At 59.7% G+C, this 17,971-nt stretch carries 16 protein-coding genes and 1 tRNA gene; 2 read left to right on the top strand and 15 right to left on the bottom strand.

Going from position 1 to position 17,971, the window contains the following annotated elements:
* Positions 1 to 7: 7 nt before the first annotated feature.
* From HU764_RS26865 to HU764_RS26875, 3 genes are all read right to left on the bottom strand, one after another.
* Positions 8 to 1,669, bottom strand: a complete 1,662-nt coding sequence (locus tag HU764_RS26865; RefSeq protein ID WP_186703133.1) for an FMN-binding glutamate synthase family protein — start codon at positions 1,667 to 1,669, stop codon at positions 8 to 10.
* Positions 1,670 to 1,794: 125 nt separating this feature from the next.
* Positions 1,795 to 3,162 carry an ATP-binding protein gene (locus HU764_RS26870; RefSeq protein WP_186703134.1) on the bottom strand — a complete coding sequence of 456 codons (1,368 nt, stop codon included), beginning with the start codon at positions 3,160 to 3,162 and terminating at the stop codon, positions 1,795 to 1,797.
* 1 nt (position 3,163) lies between these two features.
* Positions 3,164 to 3,883: a response regulator gene (locus tag HU764_RS26875; RefSeq protein WP_186703135.1), complete on the bottom strand. Its 720-nt coding sequence runs from the start codon at positions 3,881 to 3,883 to the stop codon at positions 3,164 to 3,166.
* 140 nt (positions 3,884 to 4,023) lie between these two features.
* Here HU764_RS26875 and HU764_RS26880 point away from each other — a divergent pair, with 140 nt between their 5' ends.
* Positions 4,024 to 6,321, top strand: a complete 2,298-nt coding sequence (locus tag HU764_RS26880; RefSeq protein WP_027595216.1) for a TonB-dependent siderophore receptor — start codon at positions 4,024 to 4,026, stop codon at positions 6,319 to 6,321.
* Positions 6,322 to 6,387: 66 nt separating this feature from the next.
* Here the strand turns inward: HU764_RS26880 and HU764_RS26885 are convergent, their stop codons facing one another.
* The 8 genes from HU764_RS26885 to HU764_RS26920 form a co-directional block, all read right to left on the bottom strand.
* The gene (locus tag HU764_RS26885; RefSeq protein WP_099428088.1) at positions 6,388 to 6,594 is read right to left on the bottom strand and encodes a DUF3079 domain-containing protein; all 207 of its coding nucleotides are present in this window, start codon (positions 6,592 to 6,594) and stop codon (positions 6,388 to 6,390) included.
* A gap of 390 nt (positions 6,595 to 6,984) precedes the next feature.
* Positions 6,985 to 7,626 (bottom strand): hypothetical protein, encoded by a 642-nt coding sequence (locus HU764_RS26890; protein ID WP_186703136.1) that lies wholly within the window; start codon positions 7,624 to 7,626, stop codon positions 6,985 to 6,987.
* Complete coding sequence (locus HU764_RS26895; RefSeq protein WP_186703137.1) at positions 7,626 to 8,021, bottom strand: hypothetical protein; 396 nt, start codon at positions 8,019 to 8,021, stop codon at positions 7,626 to 7,628. Before HU764_RS26895 ends, HU764_RS26890 begins: the two co-directional genes overlap by 1 nt.
* 4 nt (positions 8,022 to 8,025) lie before the next feature.
* A complete protein-coding gene (locus HU764_RS26900; protein WP_186703138.1) occupies positions 8,026 to 9,075 on the bottom strand; it encodes a hypothetical protein in 1,050 nt (349 codons plus the stop codon).
* A gap of 567 nt (positions 9,076 to 9,642) precedes the next feature.
* On the bottom strand, positions 9,643 to 10,623 hold the full coding sequence (locus HU764_RS26905) for an integrase domain-containing protein (RefSeq protein WP_186703139.1): 981 nt from the start codon (positions 10,621 to 10,623) through the stop codon (positions 9,643 to 9,645).
* A 922-nt stretch (positions 10,624 to 11,545) separates the two neighbouring features.
* Complete coding sequence (locus HU764_RS26910; RefSeq protein ID WP_186703140.1) at positions 11,546 to 12,865, bottom strand: tyrosine-type recombinase/integrase; 1,320 nt, start codon at positions 12,863 to 12,865, stop codon at positions 11,546 to 11,548.
* A 163-nt stretch (positions 12,866 to 13,028) separates the two neighbouring features.
* Positions 13,029 to 13,104, bottom strand: a tRNA-Thr gene (locus HU764_RS26915).
* Positions 13,105 to 13,202: 98 nt separating this feature from the next.
* Complete coding sequence (locus HU764_RS26920; RefSeq protein ID WP_186703181.1) at positions 13,203 to 13,451, bottom strand: hypothetical protein; 249 nt, start codon at positions 13,449 to 13,451, stop codon at positions 13,203 to 13,205.
* Positions 13,452 to 13,900: 449 nt separating this feature from the next.
* Here HU764_RS26920 and HU764_RS26925 point away from each other — a divergent pair, with 449 nt between their 5' ends.
* Positions 13,901 to 14,194 carry a DUF3077 domain-containing protein gene (locus HU764_RS26925; protein ID WP_186703141.1) on the top strand — a complete coding sequence of 98 codons (294 nt, stop codon included), beginning with the start codon at positions 13,901 to 13,903 and terminating at the stop codon, positions 14,192 to 14,194.
* A 236-nt stretch (positions 14,195 to 14,430) separates the two neighbouring features.
* Here the strand turns inward: HU764_RS26925 and HU764_RS26930 are convergent, their stop codons facing one another.
* From HU764_RS26930 to HU764_RS26945, 4 genes are all read right to left on the bottom strand, one after another.
* Positions 14,431 to 15,642, bottom strand: coding sequence for a methyltransferase (locus tag HU764_RS26930; protein WP_186703142.1), 1,212 nt, complete (start codon positions 15,640 to 15,642; stop codon positions 14,431 to 14,433).
* Positions 15,643 to 15,773: 131 nt separating this feature from the next.
* Complete coding sequence (locus HU764_RS26935; protein WP_186703143.1) at positions 15,774 to 16,463, bottom strand: ABC transporter permease; 690 nt, start codon at positions 16,461 to 16,463, stop codon at positions 15,774 to 15,776.
* Entirely contained in the window at positions 16,460 to 17,155 is a 696-nt protein-coding gene (locus HU764_RS26940; RefSeq protein ID WP_186703144.1) for an ABC transporter permease, read from the bottom strand. Before HU764_RS26940 ends, HU764_RS26935 begins: the two co-directional genes overlap by 4 nt.
* A 54-nt stretch (positions 17,156 to 17,209) precedes the next feature.
* The gene (locus HU764_RS26945; protein ID WP_099428098.1) at positions 17,210 to 17,971 is read right to left on the bottom strand and encodes an ABC transporter substrate-binding protein; all 762 of its coding nucleotides are present in this window, start codon (positions 17,969 to 17,971) and stop codon (positions 17,210 to 17,212) included.

Below are 17,971 nucleotides of genomic sequence, written 5' to 3' on the forward strand. Positions count from 1 at the left end.
CCAGCCTTCAGGCCGGCTCGGCCTGTCTGTGGCGCACTACTTCTTTTTCTACAACCTCCCCTGTCTCCGGCGCAAAACTGTCGCTGCGCGCCATCCGCCACATCCGCGCATAAAACTCGCTTTCAATCGAGCCACTGAGCAATTCGCCAGGCTTGAGGAACGTATGCAGATCTGAAAACAAGCCAATCTCGCTGGCGCTGACACGCCGTGCCAAATGTTTGGGCTTGAGCTCCGACGGGTGCTCCAGGCCCGCCGCCGCAAGCATCTCAGCCAATGTGTGCAGGGTATTGCGGTGGAAGCTCGCCACCCGCTGAGCCTTGTCCGGCACCACCAACGCACGCTGGCGGAGCGGGTCCTGGGTGGCGACCCCGGTCGGGCATTTGTTGGTGTGGCAGCTCTGCGACTGAATGCAGCCAATGGCGAACATGAAGCCGCGCGCAGAATTCACCCAGTCGGCACCAATGGCCAGCACACTGGCGATGTCGAAGGCGCTGACGATCTTGCCCGCCGCGCCAATGCGGATGCTCGAGCGCAAATTCAGGCCGACCAAGGTGTTGTGCACGAACATCAAGCCTTCGCGCATGGGCACGCCCATGTTGTCACTGAACTCGCGTGGCGCCGCACCGGTGCCGCCTTCCTTGCCGTCGACGACGATAAAGTCGGGGGTGATTCCCGTCGCCAGCATGGCTTTGGCAATGCCCATGAATTCCCACGGGTGGCCCAGGCAGAACTTGAAACCCACCGGCTTGCCGCCCGACAGTTCGCGCAGGCTGGCAACGAACCGCAGCAGTTCGACCGGCGTGCGGAATGCGCTATGGGCGGCCGGCGAAATACAGTCTTCGCCCTCACGCACGCCACGGGTGGCGGCGATTTCCGGGCTGACTTTGTGCCCCGGGAGGATGCCGCCGTGGCCGGGTTTGGCGCCTTGGCTGAGCTTGATCTCGATCATCTTCACTTGCGTCGAGCGGGCTTGTTCGGCGAAGCGTTGCGGGTCGAAACGGCCTTCTTCGGTGCGGCAGCCAAAGTAACCGCTGCCGATCTCCCAGATCAGGTCGCCGCCATGTTCGCGGTGGTACGGGCTGATGCTGCCCTCACCGGTGTCATGGGCAAAGCGCCCCAGCCGTGCACCCTGGTTGAGCGCCGCGATGGCGTTGGCGCTGAGGGCGCCGAAACTCATGGCCGAGATGTTGAAGATCGATGCCGAGTAAGGTTGCCGGCACTGCGGCCCGCCAATGGCGATGCGGAACGAGGCGGGGTCGGGCGTGGCCACCGGCAGCATCGAATGGCTGATGAATTCGAAGCCGGGTTTGTAGGCATCGTTGAGCGTGCCGAAGGCTTTTTCGGCGCTCTCGTTCTTCGCCCGTGCATACACCAGGGAACGCTGGGACCGTGAAAACGGCAGCTTGTCGTCGTCACCTTCGATCAGGTATTGGCGGATTTCTGGGCGGATGGTTTCGATCAAGTAGCGGATGTTGCCCAGGATCGGGTAGTTGCGCCGCACCGCGTGGTGGCTCTGGCGCAGGTCATTGAGGCCGACCAGGCTGAGCAGGGCGGTGATCAGTGTGAATGGCCAGAGCCAGGCATGTTGGGGCAGTAATGGGAGGCTGGCACAGGTGAACGACAGGCAGATGAAAAGGCAGGCGTAGCGGCTGGGCAGTGAGTGTTTCATGGGTCCATCGCAGGCAGGATGACCCGCGTAGGATAGGCAATGGCGGGCTGCGGAAAACCTGGGCAATCGGTAAAACACTGTTACCTGATCCCGAGCGCTCAGCTCTTTGTAGGAGCGGTGACAGGTTATCGAGGTAACAGCACGCTGGCCCGCAGCCCACCGCCGTCGCGGTTGCACAACAGCAACTCGCCGCCATGGCTGGCCGCGATCCGCTGGGCAATACTCAACCCCAAGCCATACCCGCCAGACGCCTGGTTACGCGACCCTTCACCCCGTACGAACGGGTCGGTAACCGTCGCCAGCAAGCCTGGCGCGATCCCCGGCCCTCGGTCATCGACATGGATATAAACCCCCGTGGTCGCGCGCTCCAGCGTGACCGAAACTTCCTTGCCATATCGCAAGGCGTTGACCAGCAAATTCTGCAGGCAACGCTGCAGCAGCAGCGCATCAGCCCGCAAGCTGCCGCCCTGGCCATGAACCGGCAGTGGCTCGCGGGCTGTGGACAAGTCGGCACACTGCCGCGTCACCAGCCGGTCCAGGTCCACCTGTTGCAGGTTTTGCTGCTCCCCGGCCCGCAGGTAATCGAGCACTTGGCCAATCATGTCGTCCATCTGCGTGATGTTCTGCCGCAGGCGCTGGCGATGCTCGTCGTCCGGCAAGCGCTCCAGGCGCAGGCGCATGCGGGTCAGTGGGGTGCGCAAGTCGTGGGACACGGCAGCCAGGAAATAGGCCTTGTCGTTGACCATCGCAATCAACCGCTGCTGCATCGCGTTGAAGGCCTGGGCGGCCTGGCGCACTTCTTCCGGCCCGTCCAGCGCCAAGGGCGGCTGTTCCAGGTTGCTGCCCAGGCCGCGCGCGGCATCCGCCAGGCGCCGCAACGGGCGCAGGCACAAGCGCACCGCCACCAGGCACACCAGCAGCACAGCGACGATGCGCAGGGCATACACCCGCAGCAGGTAATCGCTGATCAACACCCAGGCGGACTCGCCGCTCCAGCCCTGCAGCTCCTGGCCATCGATGGTCAGCCAATGCCCATCGGCCAGCGGCACGGCAAACGCGATATGGGCCTGCGCCGTGCGCAAACCGAACAGGCTGCGCCAGACAATCGGTTGGCCCAGTTCATCGGTCAGGTGCACCTTCAGCAGGCGCACCTCCTGGGCGTGGCCCAGTTCGTAGTTGAGGGCCTGTTGCAGCAGCAGCTCGATACGCTTGCGCCCTCTGCGTTCGTCGTGTTCCGCCGCGGGCAGGTTTTCGGCACAGCGCAACTGATAGTGGGCAGGTGCCTGCGTCGGGCTGCCATGGCAATTGGCACTGGCAATCAGCGGCGCGCTGCGGGCGGCAATCAGCCGAACAGGGGCCTCGAGCACCTGGGCGAAACGCACATCGAACCAGATGCTGCTCGACATCAACTGGATCACCACGGTGCCGCTGACCATGATCAACAGCAGTTGGCCAAACAGCGTGCGCGGCCACAGCCGGCGAAGCCAGCGCATGTCAGGCATCAGCCTCGCTGCGCGCAACGCTCAGCAAGTAGCCTTCGTTGCGGATGGTGAGGATCTGCGCTGTGCCGCCCGGCGCGCGCCGCAATTGCTGGCGCAGGCGGCTGACGCACATGTCCACCGAGCGGTCGTCAGGCAGGTGGTCGCGGCCGAACGCACTGCGGGTCAGCTGATCGCGGGACACCACGCGGTTGTTGGCCTCCAGCAGCTCGCGCAATACGCGGTGGTCGGAGCGGGGCAGGGTCAGCGTTTCGCCGTCAGGGCGGGTGAGCAGGCGTTTGACGTGGTCGAGGCGAAACCCGGCGAACTGCTGCGCTTCCACCGCGGGCTTTGCAACCGGCGTATCGAGGCGCTGCGGGCGCCGCAACACCGCTTTTATCCGGGCAATCAGCTCGCGCGGTTCGAAGGGTTTGGCCAGGTAATCGTCCGCGCCCACTTCCAGGCCAATGATGCGGTCCAGCGTGCTGCCTTTGGCCGACAACATGATCACCGCCAACCCGGGCGTCGATTGCAACTGGCGGCACAGGCTCAAGCCATCCTCGCCGGGCAGCATCAAGTCCAGCACCACCAGCTCGACTTTATGCAGCGCCAGTTGCTGGCGCATCCCGTCGCCGTCAGCGGCCGCTAGCACGGTATAGCCGGCATCGGTCAGGTAATCGCAGAGAAGTTCGCGGATCTCGTCGTCATCGTCGACAACCAGCAGGGTCGTGCTCATTTCAAAAAACACCTGTTCGATGAGGGCCGGTGGCGCTCGTTACGTTCGATTACAAGCCCGTACAAGCCGGGCCTGGAGCCCCAAGGGCGGATCCCTAGAATCGTAACAAAAAATCATCTGCGAATACGAAACCTTCCCAAATGAAACCTCGGAGCATCATGAACGACTTCTCTCCCATCAGCCGAGGCGGAAGTCGCCTCAACCCGCTGGCCTTCTTCATTGCCGTGGCCATCAGCGGTGGAGCGATGGCGGCTGACAGCCAGCCCCTGGAGCTGGATGCCACGCAGATCGAAGACAGCGCGCTGGTGCCTGCCGATGAAACGGGCCAGCTAGGGTACACGGTCGAGAGCAGCCGCAGTTCGACCGGCCTCAAGCTGACGCCGCGTCAAACACCGCAGTCGGTGACCACCATCACCCGCCAGCAGATGGACGACCGCGCCATCCACACCATCGAGCAGGCGCTGGAAACCACGCCAGGCGTGACCGCGAGCAAGGCCGAAGTGGGCGGCCGCACCGACTACCGCGCCCGCGGTTATTCCATCACCAACTGGAAGGTCGATGGCCTGCAGTTCCAGGGCGGTTCCGATTTCAGCGGCGGGGGTAATGCGCTGAACATGGACCTGTACGAGCGCATCGATATCGTCCGTGGCGCCAACGGCCTGCTCGGCGGCACCGGCGACCCGTCGGCCACCGTCAACCTGATCCGCAAGGCCCCGACCAAAACCTTTGGCGGCAGCGCCTACGCCACCTATGGCAGCTGGGACAAACGCCGCCTGGGCGCCGACCTTAACCTGCCGCTGTCCGAAGACGGCCGCCTGCGTTCGCGCTTCGTGATGACTCAGCAGGACGCCAACTCGTTCCGCGACAACCAGTCCGAACGCTCCCGCGCCGCGCTGGCCAACTTCGAATTCGACCTCGACGACGCCACCACCCTGGGCGCCGGCTACCAGTACGAATACAACAAAGTCGTCGGCGGCGGCTGGGGCGCGAACATCCCGATCTGGTACGGCGACGGCAGCAAGACCGACCTGCCGCGCAGCACCAACGTAGTGCCGAGCTGGAGCTTTGGCGAGTACACCACCCGCACCGCCTTCGGCTCCCTCGAACACCGCTTCGACAACGACTGGTCGCTGAACCTCAAGGCCGCGCAAAGCACCGCCGAGGCCCTCAACCACCGCGGCTTGGCCAAGGTCAACTCGGCCGGGCGCGGCAGCTTTGGCGGCTACTGGGACCAGGACGGCAGCGGCGCCGTGCTCAACGGCCTGCACAGCTCCAGCGACACCACCCAGCAGTCTGCGCAAATCGACCTGTCCGGCCCGTTCCAGCTGTTTGGCCGCACCCACCAAGCGATGGTCGGCTACAACGACAGCCGCACTGTCGCCTGGTCGCCGGAATACACCTGCAACATGGTCAGCGACAGCCAAGTCAGCGCCGCAGCGCTGGGTTGCCAGTTCCGCGCCAACAACGGCTTCCCGCTGACCGACTGGCGCAATGGCGTGGATGACGATTACGACATGCTCGCCTCGCGCACCGGCCGCCACAGCAAAACCACCACCCGCCTGCAAGGCATGTACGCAGCGACCCGCCTGAGCATCACCGACCCACTGTCGGTAATCGTCGGCGTGCGTACCAGCAACTACTCGGCCATTACCCGCAGTAACGCCGGCGTGCGCACCAGCCAGGAAGAAAACGGCATCGTCACCCCCTACCTGGGGGCAATTTACGACCTCAACGACACCTACTCGCTGTACGCCAGCTACACCGACATCTTCACCCCACAAACCGCCGAGACCAGCAGCGGCAGCAAAGTCGAACCCATTCGCGGCCAAAGCTACGAAACCGGTATCAAAGGCGAATGGTTCGATGGCCGCCTGAATGCCTCGGCCGCGTACTTCCGCACCAAGCAGGAAAACAAAGCCGTGCTGGACGGCGACCTGACCACCCCAACCGGCAACGACGCCTACAAGGCCGGTTCCGGCCAGGAAACCGACGGCATCGACCTGGAAATCGCCGGCGCACTGACCCCCAGCTGGAACGTGTACGCCGGCTACACCTACCTGCACTTCCGCCGCATCGACAGCGACGGCCGCAGCGACCCGTCACACCTGTTCAAGGCCTCCACCACCTACCGCCTCTCCGGCCCACTGGACCGCCTGACGCTTGGTGCGGGGGTTACTGCGCAGAGCAACATCCGCGCGGTATCCAGCCCCGCAGGCCAGCCCACCAATGGCGTGAGCGCAGGCTCGACCGACGTCAACTGGTCGGGGTATGCGATCTGGAATGCCATGGCCAAGTACCAGCTGACGGATGAGACCAGCGTCAGCCTCAATGCCAATAACCTGTTCGACAAGCATTACTACACCCGCTACGGCTTCTATGCCGGGGCGATCTATGGTGACCCCCGCAATCTGTCGCTGACGCTCAGCACGTCATTCTGACGCCCCCCTGTAGGAGCAGCCTTGTGCTGCGAATGGGCCGCAAAGCGGCCCCTTTCCCACCCACAATCAACTGCACTGCACCCCCGACACCTCATCAATCGGCTTATCCAACCGGTCCTCAAACCTGTCCCAGTCCTCGCCGAACAACTCCACTGGATGCATGGTCCGGTCTGACCCATTGCCACAGGCCAGTGCCTTGGCTGGGCAGTAGAGGTCGCAGCCCCAGCAGATGCGCTCGGGGTGGCTGGGGTGGGTGGGGAATTTTTTGGGCATGGTGTTCAGTCCTCGCAGGTGGGGGCTGATTTCACGCTAGGCGGTTTGGTGGTTTGGGTTTTGATTGAGATCAAGGTGGGGTGGGGCTTGCGGGGGGCTTTCAAATTACCGTTTAAGTGACGGCACAAGCAAAAAAGGCCCACCTTTCGGTGAGCCTTTTTTGATACTGCGTATGGTGCGGCACCAAGAGTCGAAAAATATTATAAATAATTGAAATGTATGCACTTAATTATAGGGTTATTTATTTTCTATCCCTAAAACTATCCTTAGGTATTTAACTGGCTTCTGCATGTGAGCCTTCCTAGAGATTCCGGGGTGTTCGAGAAAGGTCGATGGCGGCACTAAGTTATAAGTGCCCTGGCGCTAAGTACGATGAAGAAGCTAGAGCACTCAGCGACGGTCTTGAGGATCGAAACCAAGGATGACTCCAATATGTCGAACCGTGAACGGGGTCCCTGATCTAGAGTGGCTGTGCTTTGTAATAAAGGCAAAGTTAGGACGATGTTTACAGTCGCTTTCTTCGAAGCTATCTAGAGATTTTTCCCGTAAATGCTGTCGCCAGTTTGTAACAACTGCATTCGCATCGCGGTTCCTAATGTATATCAGCATCCCTCCTTGGTCTTGGTTAACATCTCCAGTTGAGTAGCGTGTTGTTAGCTGCTGAAAGCCCTGATAGAGATAGTCATACGAACTATGTATTTTTGCTTCGCCGATCCACAAATAGTTTTTTTGACCTCTGACCGCCAAATCGGAATGTCCGCCAATTTTTTCGTCATGCGTAGCCTTGTAACCCATGTGTGTGAGGCTTCGTTTTATTTCAGATGTGAGTCGATCTTCCCCGTCTTCGGACAATAGTTCGGGGTTTTCTTGAAGTTTTGAGACTATTTCATCAATATCGATGCGCAACGCCTCGACAAAGTCTTCGTAGCTATCGGCTAATAGCCGATTTATGAAGTTTCCTATCCCGGGAATGTGTGGTGCCAAAACTTTCAGGTCGTTGAGGCTGTAGTCGCCAATTGATGTCTTGCTCACTATTGCGCCTCCTGTGAGAAGGCTTGGCCAATAGTAAAATAGGGATAGATTTTTGTCTCGAAGCCTTCGAAACTTTGGCCGCTTTCTGGGTGGTAAAATACGCCAGTGCGTCTAGCTTCGCTTAACTCTTCCGGCGTGAGTGGATACGATTCATCACCATCTATGAATTCGAATTTCGCTTCGAGTATTCGAAGAGGATACCCGGTGAGGTATTGGACTGTTAATATCGCCAATGAAATGTCAGGGGCGCTTATTATTTTACTTATTCTAGTAAATGTAAGGTGGTTGATAACTTTTTCAGAAAGGAGATAGTCAACCATAAGAAGACTTGCGCTCATCAGTGGCTCTGATGGTGCGCTTTCTTCTATTAGGGCGACTATCTCTTCTCTAGTCATGATATTAAAGGACTTTCATCATCACGAAATTGTAGTCCTCAATGCAAGTGCAGCCAAAAATGTAAATCATGTCAATTACGGGGTCTTCGCTGCTTGCAACGGAGAAGTGTGCTGGGATCGCAACTTCAGGGTATCCATAACCTTGCTCCGAAATCCAACGTTTGGAAATGGAGAAGGGATTGAGGTTCTTAACGGCCTCTGTCCCGCCATGATGGTATGGATCTTTTCTTACGTCCAGATCCTTTCGTCGCATTTTTTCTTTATATATGCCTGCGGCATCAGTGACGTGCCCCAACTCGCCAATAGTACCGTCTGGAGCTTCGTAGAGCCGCTCAATGGCAGGATAGAAATTTATAGGGTTGGCTAAGATTCTATCGACTCCCAAGGTTTTTTTTGCGAATTCATTTATGATTCGCTCAATAGCTGTGACCCTGAGTTTGAGATCTTCGGCACTGATTTTTTTTAGGCCGTCTAGCCGAATGTCAAGATAGCCAGCTACAGGGTCAATGGAGATGACGTCAAAGAGTTGAACAGGCCGTCTCCTAATTCCAATAAGCTCATCAAACGCACCAAAGTCTTGGACAGCTTCATCACCCAGCGCGGTGCCCGGCATTTCCTCCCTTTCAGTGACACGTATCTTAGAGCAAAGAATGAAGTCGTGCTGGTTTCCGATCTGCATGTATGCAACGCAGGTAGCACCCCCATTATACTCTTGAAGTTCGTCCCTAGGCATAGGGTAAGGATAGTGACCAGACAAGTCAGAGTCGCAGACGAAGTCTTTAGCCATGCTCTCAATTAGAGCTTTGAGATAGACAGAGTCTATTTCAAACACTTTAAGGCATTTGTCACCGAAGCTAGTTAGCTCATTGTGAATGCTCTCAATGGCTACAGCATACTTCTCTTTATCTTGCCCAGTAAGTCCTGGCTTCAGCTTTTCTACCGTCGGGTCCCAGCCGGTGGAGGCTGGAAGGTTATGGTTTTTAAGTGCATTTCTGAAATTTGTAAACGAAATGTCTCTAGCTTGTAGTGCAGCAATGAAATCCAAGGTGACCATAACGGTAGAGTCCAGCTGAGCCTAAATACCATGCAAGGAGAATGACATTGGCTACCTTAGGAACCGTCCGAAATTGCATCCTTGCCATTCGACGCCGTCCGCTTTCGAGGTTTCGGCTGAAAAACGTATGACTGATGGCGTTTTAGCATCTGAAGGCGAATCCTGCAAAGTGATTTCATGCCAGATGGCAGGCAGCCATCTGCCATGGGGCCATATACCTGCGACGTCTGGCCGGGCCGGCTGATACGCGAGCATGACAAAATGCCATACGTTATGGGCTCCGGGGTGCGATCGTTCGGGGGGCGAACGTCCAGCATTTATTTAGCCGAAGGGTGAGCAGCTTCACCGTCAGGAAATACTGATAGCGCGTGGCCTCACTGTGTTTGGCTAGTCGATTCTCTAGGAACCAAACAACATGCTTCCTTTGCCACGCCCATGGTGTCTGTAGCTTCCATCGCTCCGCAATTGCAGCTTGGATCACCTTCGCTTGCCGTAGGTGCCGCTGCCGCGTCGCATTCGACCCCGTTAGCACTCCACTCAAAAGCACCTCGATATCGAACGTTCTTGTCATACCCGCTTCCCGATGTAAGCAGCGACTATCTCGATCCGACCATGCCCCAACTCATAACTGACCTGTATGCGAGCCTCGCGGTCGAGGTGCCGGTCTACGCCATAGCAATGGCCACCGTTAATGGGCGCACGGTGCTGGGTGATTTGTTCATAGCGTTCACATGCAAATGCGGCGCGCAATTCATGAAATCCTTTCAGTCCGTATTCATGGAGGATTTCCCGCGATGCTCCAGCTACTCTCTGCACAACATCTGTGTAGCTTTCGCGTTGCGCAATCATGTTGCGGCTACCGGTTGGCGACACTAGCGTCGCGAACCTCAGTGCATGACGAATATGGTTATCCACCTCAATCCACCGGGGTGCCGATGCACCACCCCGGCCGCCTTTCGTGCCGTCCTGGATGTTGATCTTGCCGCAGGCTTCAGCCTCACGGCTAAGCCGTGGCAGGTCAGCCAAGATGGCCTCACGCAAGCGCATGCCGGTGGCTCGCGCCAACAGGACAATCGCTGCGGCCCGTCTCTGGTCACAGCTGCAAAGCGCATCGACGATCTGCTTAACGTGTTCGCGGTCTTGGCCCTGAGGCACTGAGTGTCGAACCCCGGTGCGCTGCATTCCTAACGCCTTGCTCGGGCTTGGCAATTTCACGCACTGATCACCGCGAAGCGCCGCCATGGTCCTGTTAACGCTAGATAGCCGATTTTGTGCGGTGCTGATGGCGAGATCACCGCGCCCAACCAGGTCACGCAGATACGCCGCATAGTCGGTCAACACCTTCCGATCAATCTGTCGCGCATCATTGAAACCGGGGCCCTGATCGGAGCGGCACCACTTCACGAATGCCTGCCACCGATCACAGTGCGCTTTGACCGTGCCGTAATGACCGCCACCGAACATGTCTTTCAGCGCTTGCGGCCCTGCGTAGCTCAATTGCCTGCCGTAACCGAAATTGCGGCCATCGCGTCTACCCACCAATGCCATGTCAGTCACCTCATCATCCGATCTCCGCCCCACGTCATCCCGCCAAGAATGTTGAGTGTTATCAGGGATCAAGGCCCCTGCGACCTGTGAGGATGTCCTCTAACGCGGGACTGGCGGCTCCTTACGACCGGGAGCAAGGGCATCTCATGATCTGGCCTCCTGAGCACCGTTACCGGTGGGCGGGTGGAGGCTGCATTGGCTGACGAGACCAGTGCCGCGAGATCCTGAGCCGGGTGAACGCAGCAATGCGATGACCGGGGCATGCCTGACTGTCAGTCAGGTGCAGGCCATTCCTTGGTCTGCGGCACCATCATCTGCATGGCTGTTGCTGGTGACATCGGCGTTTGTCACGGCAATTGTCACGAGGGGAATTGCCGCTGAGCCATGTGCGATCAGGGCTGCAGCAGTGTCAGGAGCGCCCGTCTCTTTCCAGTGAAAGAGACGGGCGCAGGTTGGCGCACGCGAAATGGCCAAGCGGATAGCTTGCTGCTGAGCAGATGGGTAGGGTGGTTGCCGCAGGGGCAACGATATTGAGTTGGCATCCATCACATGGGTAGTGACCGTACGAGCTGCCGGACGCGAATCGTACTTGCGGGTGAACCACCGCGGGAGCGTCGTGACCTTTAAGGTTCGGGTCACCTGGGGTGCTGTCATCGACAGCTCTTGCGACTCCCGGTCTACGCTTGTGGACAATATTCGTCAAGCACCGCGATAACAGGGATTTAGCGCCTGTGGATAAAAGTATCCCCCGGTGGACATCAGTGGTTTTCCACAGACGTAAGCTGTGCCAGCAGTTTTTTTCTTAGGTATGGTCCTTTCAAACGGGGCGGCTTTGCAGCCCCGTTTGAAAGGACCCGCGCGGAGGAGCTTCATGCGGTGCTGTGGGTAACTTCACAGTGAGTTGAGGTGGTGGTGCGGCGGGTTACTCGGTCCTCTTGGCACTGCGAAGGCGCGTGACGTTCTTGCCCGTCTGCTTGGCAAACTCATGCGGCGTCACATGGTCCTCGCGGTTCGCCTCCAGAAACCGGCTCCACCAGGTCATGATCATCCGGCGTTCTTCGAGGAACTCGGCCTTGTGGGTATAAGCGGCCCGCACGTTGTTGCGTTCCTTGTGGCTCATCTGCCGTTCGATGGCCGTTTCTGACCACAGCCCGGACTCGACCAGCGCACTGCATGCCATGGCTCGGAACCCGTGCCCGCAAATATCCACCTTGGTGTCGTAGCCCATCGTCCTGAGCGCGGCATTCACCGTGTTCTCGGACATCGGTTTCCACGGTTTGGCATCTCCCGCGAACACCAGGTCGAACTTGCCGGTGATCGCGTGGATCTGCTCAAGCAAGGCCACTGCTTGCGGCGATAAGGGTACAACGTGGATATCCCCGGCCATCTTTGTACCCCTTGTGGAAAAGGGCACACCGTCCAGCGCCGGGCGGGTGTCGGGGATCTCCCAGATGCCGCGCTTGAGGTCGAACTCGTTCCAACGGGCGAAGCGCAGTTCGCTGGAGCGTACGAATACATGCAACGACAGCATCACCGTGAGGCGCGTGAGCGGGCGACCTCTGTAGTCCTCGATGCATGCCAATAGCTCTGGGAGTCGCGATAGGGGTAATGCGGGTCGGTGAGTGACCCGTGGTGTCTTGATCGAGCCATCGAGGTCGTGAGCCGGGTTCGCCGTGATCAGTCGCAGCCGTTTGGCTTCACGCATGATGCTTTGCAGGTGGTTCTTGATCCTGAGGGCCACGTCGATGGTGCCGCGCTTCGTCACGGCTTCCAGTGGCTGCATGAGGTCGTGGGTGTCCAACTCAACGATTGCCCTGGCTCCAAGCAAAGGGAATACGTGAGTCTTCAACCGGCTGAGCACAGTCTTGGCGTGGCCGGGCGCCCACTTCGGCACCATGCTCGCATACCAGTCGAGCGCAACGCTTTCGAAGGTGCGGCCGTTGATCACGGCTTGGGTCTTGGTTTGTTGCTTGTACTGGATGGGGTCTATGCCGTTGGCGAGCTGCTGCTTGATCTCGAAGCGCTTGCGGCGTGCGTCGCCCAGCCCGACCACCGGGTAGCTGCCGAGGGCGGTCAGGCCTTCGCGGCCATCGGGTTTCACGTACCTGAGCCGCCAGCCTTTGCGGCCGTTGGGTTGCACAAGCAGGTAAAGACCGTCGCCGTCGAAGAGCTTGTACTCGCGCTCTCTGGGCTTTGCCGTGCGACAGGCGGTGTCGGTAAGCGGGGCAGTGGTGCGGGCCATAAGGGTAGTCTCCGATATCGAAACGGACCTCTATCCTTAAAACTACCCTTATTAGCGCTGGCTACCCTCGGAATCCGACGGAACGCCAAAACGAAAAAAACCGCCAGAAGGCGGGTTTTTCGGGGGTTCCAGAGATTTTGAAAGCTTTCTATGGAACCTTGAATGGTGCCGGCACCAGGAATCGAACCCGGGACCTACTGATTACAAGTCAGTTGCTCTACCATCTGAGCTATACCGGCAATGGGGCGTCATTATAACGATCGTTTGGCGCCTGTAAACCACTTCCTTGCGATTGTTTGCAAATGAGCTAAGTCACCGGCTTAAAAGGAGATTTTTCCTACCAGCCGCGGTGGATCGTGTTGACGTTTGGCTCGGTTTTGCCGGGGTTGAAAAACAGCTTGTCGTTGTCGCAGCCGCGCTTGCGGCACGGGGTGTCGGCGCGCAGGGGGAGGCCTCGGTCGCCGCCCAGTTGCATGGCGGGGGTGTCCCAGCCCAGATTGCTGGAAGGCTGGCTTGGGGGGCCGCCGGCACACGCGGTCAGGGCCATGGCGAGGGTCAACAGGGCAAGGGGCTTGGCTTGGGTCACGATGAGGGTCCGTTGTTCCATTGTCGGCTCTGGCGCAACGCCAGAAGGTCGCAGGGCTGGCGGTCAGCGTGCGACGTGTCTTTTTAATGATTTGGGGGGCGGATGATACACCCTGGAAGGGGTGGCGGTGCGTGACCTGTAAGGCATTTCTGAAGCTGAAACCAAATGCTTCGGGGTTGGCCTGCTTCGGACCTATCCTACGCGCGCTGCCGAAGTATCGCTGTTGTCGGGGAAGTGCCTCACGGATACCGTTTTCGGGTCGTTTCGGCGACCGGGTGTGAGAACCCGATTATGAATGAGTGCTACCTCGTAATGGTGGCTGTACGCGGGCAGGCTTCGGTCTGGCCGGGCTTCCTTATTCACTCGGTTTCTCACCCCGCGTACGGCTGCCACCTAAATCCGTGAGAAAGACTCAGTGGCAGTACCTTAATTGAATAAGGACTTACGCCATGATCAAGGTCGTCCCCGATCCACCCCAGCCCCACATTGAGATCACCACCGCAGGCCTGGAAACCTTCCTCGAAGTCGGCAACCCACCGGTTAACCTGCTGCGCGTACAACCCGGCATCCCCATCGACGATGCCTACGAGCAGGTGTCGATCCTGCTCGGCTATATCAAGCACCTGCTCAGGGAGGGCGATATGGAAGACGACCACAAGCTGTTGGGCGCAGCCGATTACCTGGCGGCGCTGGCCAAGGCGTTGATGAACGATATCGAGCTGGCCAAGAACAAAAACCGTTGACGCATCGGGCCGCTTTGTGGCCCCTGCAGAAAGCACAACAAAAGTTTATGCACAAGTAGCATTGCCCACTTGCGCGAAAGGCATGCCGAACCCATACGCCGCTGGTCTTTGCGCAAATGCCTGTTTTTGCGGGCCTTGAACTGCCTGCAGGAATAAGCCAAACGCTTGAAATAGCGCTTGGATCCAACCATTCATCAAAAGCTTGTGCACAGACTTATCCACAGGTTGTGCTGCGGCTAACGGTCGCGTTCCGCGAGGATGAGCAGGTTGCGCGGCGTGAGTGGGTAGTCGCAGAACAAGCCAAGGCGCACGGCATAGCCTTGTTCTTCCATGAACAGGGCGCGGTCGAGTACCAGCCACAGTTCCAGGGGGCGGCGGAACAGGTTGCGCACCCGTTCGAGGTTGCGCACTTCGGCCAGGCGCTGCCAGCCGGCGGCCTCAAGGGCAGCCCAGTCTGGCGTGCCGCTCAGCGGGAGTTGCTTGAGTGCGGCCAGGTCGCGGCAATACGCCTCGAAGGGCTTGTCCAGCCAGGCCACCGGCAGCGAGGGGGTGGGCAGGTAATCATCACACTGGCGCTGTTGGCGTTGCAGCAGGTTGAAGCCCAGGCGACGGGCCATCGAGGTGTCGCGCTGGCGGCGCACGCGGGCGCCGGCGGTGACGGTTTCACTCAATGGCAGGCCGAGGTCGTCCAGCGAAAGCCGTAGGCTGGAGGCTTGGGCGGCTGTGGATACCGGCTGGTAGTGCTGCGCTTCGATGCGGTTGTAGCAGCAGGGGGCCACCGCGACTTGGCGGCAGCCTTGCTGGCTGGCAAGGCGCAGCAGGCGTACGTGCAGGTCGCCGCAGGCGTGCAGGGCGACCACGGTTTTGTCGCTGTCGAGGTGGCGGGCACTGTCGGCGGCCATTACGTCTTGATGCACATGGCGCGCGGGTAGGTGGTGGTGGTCACTCAGGGCTTGGCCGGCAGCGACGAGCTCAGCGTCGTATTCCAGGCAGGTCAGTTGCTGGCCGGGCTGCAGCAGGCGGCGGCCAAGGTGGCCTTTGCCGGAGCACCAGTCCAGCCAGTGCTGGGGGTGCTCGTTGAAGGCCAGGCGGCGGGTGAAGGCTTCGATCTGCTGCCACTTGCGGCCGGGTACGCCGACGTCGAGGCGGTGGGCAGCGGGCGGTAGGCCGGCGTCGGGGAGTGTATCCAGGGCGCTGAGGTGGTGGGCTTGCTGGGCCAGTTGTGGGAAGGGCGCGGGCAGGGTGGTTGGGTCGGGCTCGTCGTCGGCATCGGCCAGGGGGGATTGGCGCAGGTGGGCGGCGAGCGCTGGGTGTTGGGCTTCCCATTCCAGGCGCAGGGCGGTGAATGGCCTGGGTTTCCACAGGTGCTGGTGCTCGGTCAGGAACTGGTCTAGGGCCTGGAAGCGGTCGCTTAGCGGGTGGCTGTGGAGGATGGGGAGTGGGGTCATGGTTGTGGTCGGCAGGGTTGGGGCTGCTTTGCAGCCCTTCGCGGGCAAGCCCGCTCCTACAGGGTGCACAAGGTTTGAGCCCGGTGGCATTCCTGTGGGAGCGGGCTTGCCCGCGAAGAGGCCAGTAAGGTTTAGCGCCCTTGGCAGGCGTCTACCCGCAACCAGCGCTCCAGCAGTTTGAAGCCTTGCACCAGCACAAACGAGATCAACAGGTAGAACAACCCGGCGGCAAAGAAGATCTCCACCGGCAGGTAGGTGCGGGCGATGATGGTCCGCGCCATGCCGGTCAGTTCCAGCAGGGTGACGGTACTGGCCAGGGCGCTGGCCTTGAGCATCAGGATCACTTCGTTGCTGTAGGCCGGCAGGCCGATCCGGGCGGCGCGCGGCAGCATGATGTAGAACAGGGTCTTGCCCCGCGACATGCCCAACGCCCGTGCTGCCTCGACCTCACCTTTGGGGATCGACTGCAACGCGCCGCGCAGGATCTCGGCGATGTAGGCGGCGGTGTGCAGGGTCATGGTCAGCACGGTGCACCAGAACGGATCGCGCAGGTAAGGCCACAACGAACTGTTGCGCACGACGTCGAACTGGGCCAGGCCGTAATAGACCAGGAACAGCTGCACCAGCAGCGGGGTACCGCGGAAGAAGAAGATGTAGCTGAACGGCAGGGCGCGCACGTACCAATGGCGGGACGAGCGGGCGATGCCCAGCGGGATGGCCAGGATCAGCCCGGCAACCACCGCGATGGCCACCAGCTCCAGGGTCAGGGTCGCGCCCTGCGCCAGGCGTGGCAGCCATTTGATGATGACTTCCCAATTCATGATTCAGCCCTCGCAAAGCCGCGAGCGGCGCGTTTTTCCATGAAGTGCATGCCGGTCATGGCGATGACGGTCAAGCCTAGGTAGATGCAGGCCGCGACCATGTAGAAGGTGAACGGCTCTTTGGTCATGGTCACGCCGATCTGCGCGTGGCGCATGATTTCTTCCAGGCCGATGACCGACACCAGCGCGGTGTCTTTCATCAGGATCATGAACAGGTTGCCCAGGCCAGGCAGGGCGATGCGCCACATCTGCGGCAGGATGATCCGCGACAGAATGCGCGCCTTGGACAGGCCAAGTGCCAGGCCGGCTTCGCGGTGGCCCTTGGGGATTGCCAGGATGCCGCCACGGAATACTTCGGTGGCGTAGGCGCCGAAGCACAGGCCGAGGGCGATGACGCCGGCGGCGAAGGCACTGAGCTCAAGGCCGGGCATGTTGAGCGCCTCGCCGAGGCTGTTCATCATGCCAACGGTGCCGAAATAAATAAGCAGGACCCAAAGCAGTTCGGGCACGCCGCGAACCAAGGTCGAGTAGAAGCCGCCAAGCCATTGCAGTGGCTTGACCGGGGACGTTTTGGCGAGGGCACCGAGCAGGCCCAGGATCAGCCCCAGCAGCAAGGCGCAGAGCGCCAGTTTTACGGTCATCAAAGTGCCAGCCGCAAGGGCCGGACCGAATCCGTGCAGGTCGATAGTCATGGGTAGGGTCGTTCTAGGGACCAGCACGCCCAAAGGCGTGCCGGTCGGGGCGAATCAATAGATGCTGAACGGGAAATACTTGTCGTTGATCTTTTTGTAGGTGCCGTCGGCGACAATTTCCTTGAGTGCGGCATTGAGCTTGTTGCGCAGCTCATTGTCGCCTTTGCGTACGGCAATGCCGACCTTGTCGCTGTCGTTTACCGGTTCGCCTTTGAACTCGAAGTTTTTGCCGGCAGCGGACTTCAGCCAGTCGTAGTTGGCGTACTTGTCAGCGAGGATGGCGTCGAGGCGGCCGGAGGTCAGGTCCAGGTAGGCGTTTTCCTGGCCATCGTACAGGTTGACCTTGAACTCGCCGTCCATGCCGCCGTTGTCATCCAGCCAGGTGGCTGCCTGGGTGGCGCGCTGGGTACCGATGGTCTTGCCTTTGAGCGAGGCGCGGTCGGTTTTGAAGTCGACGTTTTTCGGGGCGATGAACTGCTGCTTGTTCGAGTAGTACGGGTCGGTGAAATCGACGGCCTGCTTGCGCTCATCGGTGATCGACAGCGACGAGATCAGGAAGTCGAACTTCTTGGCGTTCAACGCCGGGATGATGCCGTCCCAGTCAGAGGTGACCACTTCGCATTCGACTTTCATCTTGGCGCACAGTGCGTCGCCGATGTCTTTGTCAAAGCCGACCACCTGGCCGCTGGCATCCTTGTTGTTGAACGGCGGGTAGGCCGCCTCGATGCCCATTTTGAGTTTTTCGGCTGCCATGGCATTTGCCGAGAACACCAGGGTGGCGGCAGCGGCCAGGAGGAATTTCTTATAGGTCTGCAT

Origin of the sequence: Pseudomonas kermanshahensis (assembly GCF_014269205.2) — a bacterium.
Classification (GTDB): domain Bacteria; phylum Pseudomonadota; class Gammaproteobacteria; order Pseudomonadales; family Pseudomonadaceae; genus Aquipseudomonas; species Aquipseudomonas kermanshahensis.

Coding starts and splice junctions, on each gene's coding strand:
- HU764_RS26945 (WP_099428098.1), bottom strand. CDS start 17,971: ATGCAGACCTATAAGAAATTCCTCCTGGCCGCTGCCGCCACCCTGGTG.
- HU764_RS26930 (WP_186703142.1), bottom strand. CDS start 15,642: ATGACCCCACTCCCCATCCTCCACAGCCACCCGCTAAGCGACCGCTTC.
- HU764_RS26865 (WP_186703133.1), bottom strand. CDS start 1,669: ATGAAACACTCACTGCCCAGCCGCTACGCCTGCCTTTTCATCTGCCTG.
- HU764_RS26875 (WP_186703135.1), bottom strand. CDS start 3,883: ATGAGCACGACCCTGCTGGTTGTCGACGATGACGACGAGATCCGCGAA.
- HU764_RS26900 (WP_186703138.1), bottom strand. CDS start 9,075: ATGGTCACCTTGGATTTCATTGCTGCACTACAAGCTAGAGACATTTCG.
- HU764_RS26870 (WP_186703134.1), bottom strand. CDS start 3,162: ATGCGCTGGCTTCGCCGGCTGTGGCCGCGCACGCTGTTTGGCCAACTG.
- HU764_RS26935 (WP_186703143.1), bottom strand. CDS start 16,463: ATGAATTGGGAAGTCATCATCAAATGGCTGCCACGCCTGGCGCAGGGC.
- HU764_RS26885 (WP_099428088.1), bottom strand. CDS start 6,594: ATGCCCAAAAAATTCCCCACCCACCCCAGCCACCCCGAGCGCATCTGC.
- HU764_RS26880 (WP_027595216.1), top strand. CDS start 4,024: ATGAAACCTCGGAGCATCATGAACGACTTCTCTCCCATCAGCCGAGGC.
- HU764_RS26925 (WP_186703141.1), top strand. CDS start 13,901: ATGATCAAGGTCGTCCCCGATCCACCCCAGCCCCACATTGAGATCACC.
- HU764_RS26910 (WP_186703140.1), bottom strand. CDS start 12,865: ATGGCCCGCACCACTGCCCCGCTTACCGACACCGCCTGTCGCACGGCA.
- HU764_RS26895 (WP_186703137.1), bottom strand. CDS start 8,021: ATGACTAGAGAAGAGATAGTCGCCCTAATAGAAGAAAGCGCACCATCA.
- HU764_RS26940 (WP_186703144.1), bottom strand. CDS start 17,155: ATGACTATCGACCTGCACGGATTCGGTCCGGCCCTTGCGGCTGGCACT.
- HU764_RS26905 (WP_186703139.1), bottom strand. CDS start 10,623: ATGGCATTGGTGGGTAGACGCGATGGCCGCAATTTCGGTTACGGCAGG.